Annotated in this window: 8 protein-coding genes; 4 read left to right on the plus strand and 4 right to left on the minus strand. The window is 61.2% G+C overall.

Translation table 11 applies throughout. The features are described from left to right. Nucleotides 1-321 precede the first annotated feature (321 nt). Nucleotides 322-1,587 (plus strand): AAA family ATPase, encoded by a 1,266-nt coding sequence (locus E3T27_RS15470; RefSeq protein WP_134573851.1) that lies wholly within the window; start codon nt 322-324, stop codon nt 1,585-1,587. Nucleotides 1,588-1,762: 175 nt separating this feature from the next. Here the strand turns inward: E3T27_RS15470 and E3T27_RS15475 are convergent, their stop codons facing one another. Continuing rightward, nucleotides 1,763-2,572 (minus strand): aminoglycoside 6-adenylyltransferase, encoded by an 810-nt coding sequence (locus E3T27_RS15475; protein ID WP_134573853.1) that lies wholly within the window; start codon nt 2,570-2,572, stop codon nt 1,763-1,765. A 194-nt stretch (nt 2,573-2,766) separates the two neighbouring features. Beyond that, nucleotides 2,767-3,537, minus strand: a complete 771-nt coding sequence (locus E3T27_RS17095) for a GNAT family N-acetyltransferase (protein ID WP_241992287.1) — start codon at nt 3,535-3,537, stop codon at nt 2,767-2,769. Between the two features lie 263 nt (nt 3,538-3,800). Between E3T27_RS17095 and E3T27_RS15485 the strand changes: the two genes are divergently transcribed. Next, complete coding sequence (locus E3T27_RS15485) at nt 3,801-4,229, plus strand: hypothetical protein (RefSeq protein ID WP_241992288.1); 429 nt, start codon at nt 3,801-3,803, stop codon at nt 4,227-4,229. 410 nt (nt 4,230-4,639) lie between these two features. Here the strand turns inward: E3T27_RS15485 and E3T27_RS15490 are convergent, their stop codons facing one another. Beyond that, nucleotides 4,640-5,434 (minus strand): class I SAM-dependent methyltransferase, encoded by a 795-nt coding sequence (locus E3T27_RS15490; protein ID WP_134573855.1) that lies wholly within the window; start codon nt 5,432-5,434, stop codon nt 4,640-4,642. A 130-nt stretch (nt 5,435-5,564) separates the two neighbouring features. Between E3T27_RS15490 and E3T27_RS15495 the strand changes: the two genes are divergently transcribed. Further along, complete coding sequence (locus E3T27_RS15495) at nt 5,565-6,353, plus strand: helix-turn-helix transcriptional regulator (RefSeq protein ID WP_166786241.1); 789 nt, start codon at nt 5,565-5,567, stop codon at nt 6,351-6,353. A gap of 310 nt (nt 6,354-6,663) precedes the next feature. Further along, complete coding sequence (gene dapF, locus E3T27_RS15500) at nt 6,664-7,506, plus strand: diaminopimelate epimerase (protein WP_134573859.1); 843 nt, start codon at nt 6,664-6,666, stop codon at nt 7,504-7,506. 91 nt (nt 7,507-7,597) lie between these two features. Here dapF and E3T27_RS15505 read toward each other — a convergent pair whose 3' ends face one another. Then, nucleotides 7,598-8,500: an SCO6745 family protein gene (locus tag E3T27_RS15505; RefSeq protein ID WP_134573861.1), complete on the minus strand. Its 903-nt coding sequence runs from the start codon at nt 8,498-8,500 to the stop codon at nt 7,598-7,600. Nucleotides 8,501-9,010 lie beyond the last annotated feature (510 nt).

The following is a 9,010-nucleotide window of genomic DNA, read 5'->3' on the forward strand; positions in this document are numbered from 1 at the left end:
AGAGGGTTTGATATCGGAATGACGTTTTGATCGAGAACGCTCTAACCACGGTCACGTCAAGGCGCCGATCAGAAACGACGTGCCGAAATCTGAGCCCGCAAGGGGGACCTCCAGCGCGACAGGTCTGCAACCAATCCACCCACCGGCGTTGCAAGAAGATGCTGTGTCACTTGGGAACCCGCGACGGGCGGGATCAGCTAACAACGAGATTCCCTCCCACGTCAACTGTGTGGGCCTCAGCGGAGAGTGACGAGGAATCCGCTTTGTCTCGCCTAAGGTGACAGCCAGCTCCCGGTCGGGGCTCCTAATAGACTGATCGGCGTGCTCGATCCCAGCGGATTCAATCGCTGGTTGGAGCATCTGACTGAAATGGGGGGCCGTGCTTTGGCAACGGGCTATGAGCGTTACAGCAAGCATCCGGTGTGGGAGACTCTTCAGCTCAAGAGAGAGTCGCTAAACGCGGCTAGGTTCGATGATGCGGAGTCGGAGCAGGCGCGGAAGGACATCATTGAGTGGCTCGACGAGTCGCTCAAGACGCGGGTAGCTCGGCAGCCAGCGCTCTATCTAAGTGCCCTCGACCAGCTCAGCGCCGCGCTCAATCAGCTTCCCGTAGACACAGCGTCTTTTCGACAGTTCCTCGCATACCGTAACCAGAACGGTCAGGCTTACCAGCTGCTCGAGAATTCGCTTAGGGACCTGCCGTTGCCTCCTCCCAAGGATTTGAAAGCCGCTTACGTCGATCTCCTGGATAAGGAGGTCGACGCACGCAGCGAGCGGCTCGGTGAGATTGACCAACGTCTCTCCGAGACCGAGAAAGCACTGCGCGACCGACTGGACGAACTAACTAAGGTCACCGCCGAGGTTAATCAACTACGAACCGTGATTCAGAACGAGCGCGAGGCAATCGCCGCCGTTAGCCAGTCCGCCGAGTCGGAGATGCGGGCAGAGTGGGAGGCAGTGCTCGATGTCTGGGATCGGGAACGTAAGGCGACAGACTTGGAGCACGACACACAAGCTCTCAACAGCATCGCCACGCTCGCGGCGACGACCAGAGCGGGAGAAGCGCTGGCCGAGCACGCGGCCGGCGATCTGAGTGCAGCAGATTGGTACGGGCGCGCCAAACGCGAGCGTAAAGCAGCCCAATGGGTTCGCGCCGGCGCATGGGCGGCGTTCATCTTCGCGGGAGGGATTGGCTTCTATATTGTCAGCGAAGCCATCATTGAGAACTTCGATATTTCCCCAGGGGGCGGAATTCTACGAGCCTCCATTGCAATCGTAATTGGTGCCTTCGGCGCCTTGCTTCTCCGCGAGGCCGGTCGCCATTTCCGCGAAGCGGATACCGCCGAAGACGTAGCGTTGTCGTTGAAGGCGTTGGCCCCCTTCTACGCGAACTCCGCGGATCAGATAAGGCTTGCGGCACGCGTCGAGCTCGGGGATGCGGTTCTTGTCAAGAACGTACTTTCTAGGTTCTCCCACCGCGACGCGTCAAAGCATGGGGCGGAGGTCAAGACTGCCGAACTGCCTGGCCTCGTGAAAGAAGCCGCAGAGGCGCTAAAGGTGGCCGCAGACGCTACTCCCGGTAGGTAACGACCTCACCACAGGTCAATTTCGAAGATCGCACCGGTCCCGCACTCTGGAGACGCCCGTAAGCCGGACGCTCAGCGGTGACCGAATCGCGTGAAGCCAACCGTGTCGACGTCCAAACTGAGACGCCCGTAAGCGGAACGTCTTTCGGGACAGCTACGTTCCAGTAGCGGATCCTCTAACGGGCACCCGACTGCATGGCGAGGATGACTTCGACCTCGCGGTGGACGCGGTCGTGGTTGAAGGACCGGAAGCCAAGGCCGTCCGCGAGACGCCTGCCAAGCCTGGCGAACAAGGCGATCGAAGCGCGCAAAGCCCTGGCAGAGTCCACGACGTCGAAATGTGCCCAGCACTGTTCAAGCGCTTGCTGCACGTCGGCGTCCATCCATTGCCGCATGCGGGACCCCAGGAAGCGCACGTCGTAGTCAAGACCGTGGCGCACGCAATGATCCCACTCAATAAGGGTCAGGAGTGACGCTTTCAGGTCTCTGTCTCGAATCTTGCATGACCACGGCTCGTCTCGGACGATTGCCTTCGCGCACATCAGTGCAGCCGCGTACCCCCAGTTCAGTCGCTCCTGAAATGCCGCCTCGTCGGGCAATGAAGACATCACCGCAGCAACGTACAGTGAGCCGGAAAGACCGTCTTTATCCACGAGGAAGGTGAAAGGCCGCTCATGGCGGATCATCGAAAGCGCGTCAGCCCTGATGACGGTCAGGTCCAGCTTGCCCCCGATGTAGTAAACCAAGCGGGCCGGGTGCCAACCGGGGGTTGCCAAGCGTTCGACAACGAGCACCTCCCCAAGTTGATCCCACCAGGAATCGTCTGCAAGGAGCGGTGTCGGATCCGTGGCATAGATCTCAATATCGCGATCCGACAAGGGATGCGTCTCGTGCGCGGCTGCGGAACCAGTCATCACCATCGCGCGCACGTTCTCGCTGTTCTGCGCCCATGCGATCAGCGTGTCGATTGCGTTGTCGTACTCCACGCTTTCAGCTTTCCACAGAGTACGCACCCAGCAGCGCCGGCCGCCCGTAAGCCGAACCCTGACCGGGACAAATTAGAGTCCCGCTGCAGGAGCAGGAGCAGGAGCAGGAGCAGGAGCAGGAGCAGGAGCAGGAGCAGGAGCAGGAGCAGGAGCAGGAGCAGGAGCAGGAGCAGGAGCTAAGCCGGGCCGAGCGGCTAGAGTCCGATCAGCGTGTAACGCCGTTCGATCCCTAAGGTAGCTTGACCCCACTCGCTGCTGGCGACACGTTCCCGGTGAGCTTCAAAGGCAGCTGCGTGCTCGAAGCTTTCCTCGACCTGCCACATCAGTGGATTGCTCGTCGTGGTGACGTTAAACGAACGGCATCCCGGTTCAGCGCGGGTCAGGGCAAGGTGCAGTGGTAGATGATCCCGGACAGTGTCCGCCTGGTCCTGGGTGTGGCAAACAAGCTGCCCGCTCAGGCACACCGCGCTGCCGAGTAACTTCTTTTTCATCTTGTAATTGGTCAGCGGCACGCCGCCCTTCACTGGGTGTTGTTCTGCTTCGACGGTGAATCCGTGGCGCTCGAAGAAGGGGCGGGCTGTGATGCTGACGTCGGATGTCAGTTCTGTCAGCTGCGCCTTACGCGCGTAGACCTCCACACGGCCGATCAGTCGTCGTGCTACCCCTTGTCGCTGGTATCGAGGGGCGACGAACAGCATGTCGATATACCCCGCAGGGTTCACGTCGGAGAAGCCTGCTGGTGCACCATCGACGGTCGCCACGTAGCTGTTCCGCTCCTGCATCGACGCATGCCAGGTGGGCAGATCTCGCGCTTCTGGCCGAGCCCACGCTCGAATCTGCTCCGGCGAGTAGTCGGCGGCAGCGGTCTCGGTCACCGCATCAAGGAATATTGCCAATGTGTCTGCGGCATCCGCTTGACCATACGGACGGATGGCAACGGCTTGCGTATCGGTGCTCTTGTTCAATTCCACAGAATTAGCATCTCACCATGACCGGTCCTGACCTCGCGGCATTTACGGCGTCCCGCAAGCCGAACCTCTTGCGGAACAGGTTGACGTTGCATTTGGCGAGTCACAGAATGGCTGACTCGCCAGCTGGGTCCTAGGGGAGCCGCGAAGGTCATAGGCTGCCAGCATGATGGATAGCGATGAGCGGGTCGACACGTACCGATACGACAAGGAGCGTGCAATCCGGGATGATGGTCGGGCTGCTGGAGTGAGGAGGCATCATGATTGAATCCAACGTGTCCGCTGAGATGAGCAGAACACGGCGCACTGTCCCCAGGATCATCGCGTCGCTGGGGCTTGGTCTCGTAGTGGGAGCATTGACCTATTACGTCACTGCGGTGGTGGCGGCCGTGCAGGTCTCAGGCAACTTTACGAACAACTCTCTGACGTTGGCCATTGTCGCTATCGTCGGTGCACTCGCGGTCGCCGTTGGATGGCGCTGGCCGATAGTCGGTCTGACTGCCGGCATCGTCATCATCGCGGTCGTCGTGTGGGCCGTAACCGGAAGAATGGGATGGTCTCCGTCCAATGGTGCGCTAAATCCATACAACGCTGTGGCATTCGGCGCGCTGAGCGTCGCTCCGACACTTGTTGGGGCCATGATAGTGACCGCTTCCGCCCTGAGATTGCGCTCTCGCCGGACCCGCTAGAAACCCGCGAAGGACCTATGTTGCCAGCATGAAGGCAGACGATGAGCGCGCTCATCGTCTGCCTTTTGACATTTCCAGCCTGTCAATGACCGGTCTGGTCATCTTCCGCGAACTCGGTAATCCGCCTTCAGTGAACTGCGATGTCGCAGTCTCCCGTAAGCCGAACGCTCTACGGGAAAGGCCAACAGAGCATGCGGCCACCGCTCACCGTCGTCCCGAAGGATCCCTCACCACACATCGCGTCGGTGAGGACCGACGTCCCTGAGCGTGCGATTCGGCAGTAACGCACAAACCGTTCCCGGCATCCGACGTCGGGTCAGACGAATCAACTTCCCCGGCCCTGAGGTTCGGCATCCGCTGGTCGGGGCGGCGCGCCTAAGAAATTAGACCTCGCCGACGACGATTGCGGTTCACTTCACCCGGCAGATGATCTCGCCGTGGAGAATTGAGAACCAGCCGTCATCGTCTGTTGCCCATTTCGTCCATGCCTTGCTGATTTCTTGCAGCTCTATCTGGGTGGCAAGGCCGGAATCGGTGATTTGACGCGCGATCGCTGAATTGACGATGCGGTCAGCCCACATACCTCCCCACCAAGCACGCTCGGCCGGGGTGGCATAGCACCAGGTGCTTGAAGTGGCCGTGACGTCAGTCAGCCCGGCAGCGTGAGCCCATGACAGCAGCTGACGTCCCGCATCAGGTTCACCGCCGTTGGCGCGCGCGGCGGATCGATAGAGGTCAAGCCAGGTGTCAAGTTCGGGGAGCCGCGGCCACCAGCAGAATCCGCTGTAGTCGCTATCGCGCACCGCCACGATACCGCCAGGCCGAGTGACGCGAGCCATCTCGCGCAGAGCCAGCACGGGGTCGGCGACGTGCTGCAACACCTGATGCGCATGAGTGACGTCGAAGCTCGCGTCTTCGAACTCAAGAGCATGGATGTCCGCGACCCGGAAGTCGATGTTGGACGTGCCCCGATCGGCCGCAGTCGCCCGGGTGAGCTGTAACTCGTCGGACCCAATCTCAGTTGCGGTGACCTCCGCGACGAGCCCCGAAAGATCCGCGGTAATCGTGCCCGGACCCGCGCCAACATCGAGCAGGCGATCGGTGGGCCGCAGCAGCGGAAGCAAATACGCCGCGGAATTCTCGGCAGTGCGCGAACGATGGGACCGCAATACGGATTCGTGATAGCCGTGTGTGTAAACCGTCACAGGAGCTCCTTCAGATCGTGGATTCTTTCGTTTTCAAGCCTCCACGGTACGGTGGCGGGTGGGAAGACCGTAATCTTCCTAGGAGCCCTGCACCCCCCTGCTGGCGGGGCGGATTCTGAGGAGGATGCCTGTGCCCAACGCGCTTGGCGATTTCCTTCGGGCCAGACGCGCTGACGCCAGTCTGGAGTCCCCGACCGTCTGCGGCGGGAGCCGACGACGTGTCACCGGCCTGCGGCGAGAAGAGGTCTCCACCGCTGCAGGTATCAGCGTTGATTACTACACGCGTCTCGAGCAGGGCCGCGAAAACCACCCCAGCGACGCCGTCTTGGACGCCCTGGCCCGAGCACTCCTCCTAGCGCCCGACGCCTCAGAACACCTCTACCGTCTTCGCGGAGCGAACCCTGCACCAGCGCCGAACCCGCATGGGGATGAAGGTTTGCTCACCGAGCGCATGGCGACCTTGGTTGAGGCAGTCCGACCCAACCCCGCGTATGTCCTAGACCGGCTGAGCAACATGCTCGCGGCGAACCCAGAAGGACTCGCACTCTATGACGGCTTCGCAGACATCTCACCCCGACAGCGGAACACCTGCCGGTACCTGATGACCAACCCCCGCGCGCGCGAGATCTTCCTCGAGTGGGAAGAGATCGCACGCGGGGCCGTCGCCCACCTTCGGGCCGCCAACGCCGACAACCTGCACGACCCCGAACTTCAGGCTCTCGTTGCGGAGTTGCGTGAGGAAAGTGCGCTGTTCGAGGAATGGTGGAGCGAGCACATCGTCGAGCGACGGCGCACCTCAATCAAGTACATTCGCGCGACGGACGGCGACACCATCGCTCGACGATACGAAGTGCTCCATCTCCCCGAAGATGGGCTCCGAATGACCCTCTGGCTACCGGGAACCTCGGAGGTGCCCTAGCAAAACGCCCAGGCTTGTTGCCCGTAAGACGGACGTCGAGCGCGACAGATCTGGGGCCAAACCACCTGGCGGCCGAGTGCACCGACGTTGTGTCACAGGGGAACCCCCTGCGGGACGTGCAGGTCCTATGCGACTCGAAATGCGATCCCATTGCCAGCATCGACGTTCTGTCGGAGAGGCAACGCGTTTCTGCTCAGTCCGGGGCCAGGACGAATTGCGGAATAGTTCGCATTCATCGCGGTGGATTCTTGGCTAATGGCAAGCCACGGGTGCTGAAATGTTGGGGGCCCGGCCGTGAAAGAATCAGCGGATGACTTCTACTTCTTTCGACGATGCGCCACTTCTGCATTTCGAGAAGTGGGATTCGTTGGGCAACGACTACTTGATCATCGAGCGTACCTCGAGCCAGATTGCGATATCTGCAGTCGAAGTACGGGCCATGTGTGCCCGCAACGGCGGCGTTGGCGCAGATGGAGTCTTGGAAGTCATGCGTGAAAATAATCCCATTGTTGGCTCGATTCGAATAGTGAACCCAGACGGCAGTGACGCTGAGTTAAGCGGGAATGGAACCCGCCAGGCAATTCTCTATATGGTTCGTCACGGTTGGACTAACGAGAAAACATTTGATGTGCTCGCGCCTTCTGGAAAACTCTCAGCCGTGATTCTCGATTCGCGCACGAGTCGTGTGGCCCTAGGTCGCGCAAGAGTCCTCAGCTCCTCGCTCCGGTTCCTCGAGCTCAATGCCGTGCACGTCGTCATCGGTAATCCACAAACTGCGTTGCGCATCGCCTCGGTAGAAGCTCTTAACGCCCTGGATCTGGCCAGCCTCGGGAGCGCGGTGGAGAACAGCCTCCAATTTCCGAATCGAACCAACGTCTCGGTGTGGACTCCAGTATCGCCAAGTCGCATAAATGCACGGATTTGGGAGCGCGGAGTTGGGCTGACAAGCGCGAGCGGGACCGGCGCCTGCGGAGCAGCTATTGCTCACTATCTAGAAAGCGGTCAACGGCACGTGAATGTTCTCATGGCCGGTGGCACCCTCCTCGTCGAGATTGATGAAGTTGGCCCGAGCGTCATCGATGTGACCTTGACTGGGACTGCTAGTCCGATATTTCAGGGGAGCTGGGTGCGAAGGGATCGCAGCTGTCCATAGCGGCGGCCACCCCGTACCCGGGCGGGGAACGGTTACCGGGACGCCGATCCGCCCCAAGCGAATCATGATCCGTCCCCGTCGATGAACCTTTTCAGTTCGCGCGGGGCGACGTCGGGACGGAGGTCGCGTTCGGGTCGAGATTCGGGTCCCACGGCTGGGGCATGCCGATCGGGTTGGGAAATGGAAAGACCGTTTGGCACGCTCTTGCGATGGGCGCAAGCGTTCGGGCGACATCCGCGATCTCGTCCTCGGTCACTCCGCTCCACGGACGGACGGCCAATCGGTTGGTCACCTGCTCGGCGCGATCGAGTGCCGCTGTGCCCTTTTCGGTGATCTGGCCCTGGCCGGCCAGTAGCCCGCGGGCCGAGAGCTCGTCGACTTCGGTTGCCCACTGTTCCTCTGTCCAGCCACGCGCCTTTCGCACGCTCGTCGCGTCGATGTCCACCGCGCTGCGCAACACGATGGTGCTGATGCCCGCGATCCCTCCCTCGACCAGTGCGATCACATGACCGTCTCCGCGATGCTCACGAAGAGTGGCCGCGGCTTGCCAGAGACGGCGATACGGATCCGACTCCACCGGCAGCGCACTGTTCGCCGCCGCGAGTGGTCGGCCTATGGTGTCGATACGAGCCGCAGCCTGGGCAAGTACGTCAGCCGCTTCGGTGACAGATCGCTCGTCGGGCACGAAGTTTCGCAACGTCTCCGCTGCACCCCGAGACCGCGCGTCAAGGACCCGGTCCACCGTCACCGTCGACCACACAGCCGGCAGTACCCGTTCGACCAAGAACGGAGCGAACCCACTGAAGATCGCCACCACCGGCGCGGCGATCACCGCCCCGAGCGGGGCGGCGCGACCGGCGAAGTATCCGTCCCAGTAACGGGTGAGTCCGATATCTGCGAAAGCCTCCCTCGCCTCCGGCGAGAAATACGTCACCGCGTGGATCGGCTCGAACAACGTCCACAGCGCCCGAACCCGATGCTCCAGCTCGTTCATTCGTCTCCTTCGTCGCAGCGTCTTCTCGATTCTATTGCGCGGGGCAACACCGACCTCAAGGCCTCGGCACACCGATGGCATGTTGCGGACCTAGGCGTCGAGAACAGAATTTCGTGCTGACGTCGATGTTTCAGAGAGGGACCGGCCAGCGCGGCACACTTGGGCCCAGTACAACCAACGACCGAGCACGCCGATTCTGTGTCAGTCGGGAACCCCCACCGGGACGATCTGACGTGAAACCGAACGTGAACGTCACCTCGGCCCAAAGCCGTTCCCATCTGACTCCGCGCCCATGTGATCATTTGGTATGCAAGAAGCAGGACAATAACGCCCACGGTGTACTTTTCAAAGAGCGTCGACAAGCGATGCCGACTGTCGCGGTTCACCGTAAGGTGAACGTACCGCTTGATGCCGAGGGCGGCGCTGGTTTGGTCGGGTGTCATCAGGGGTGACGCCGGTATCGAACAGCTTCGAAGCAGACACCTCCTCCGCGTAACCGAGCCGGGAGCG

Source organism: Cryobacterium lyxosi (assembly GCF_004403345.1).
GTDB lineage: Bacteria > Actinomycetota > Actinomycetes > Actinomycetales > Microbacteriaceae > Cryobacterium > Cryobacterium lyxosi.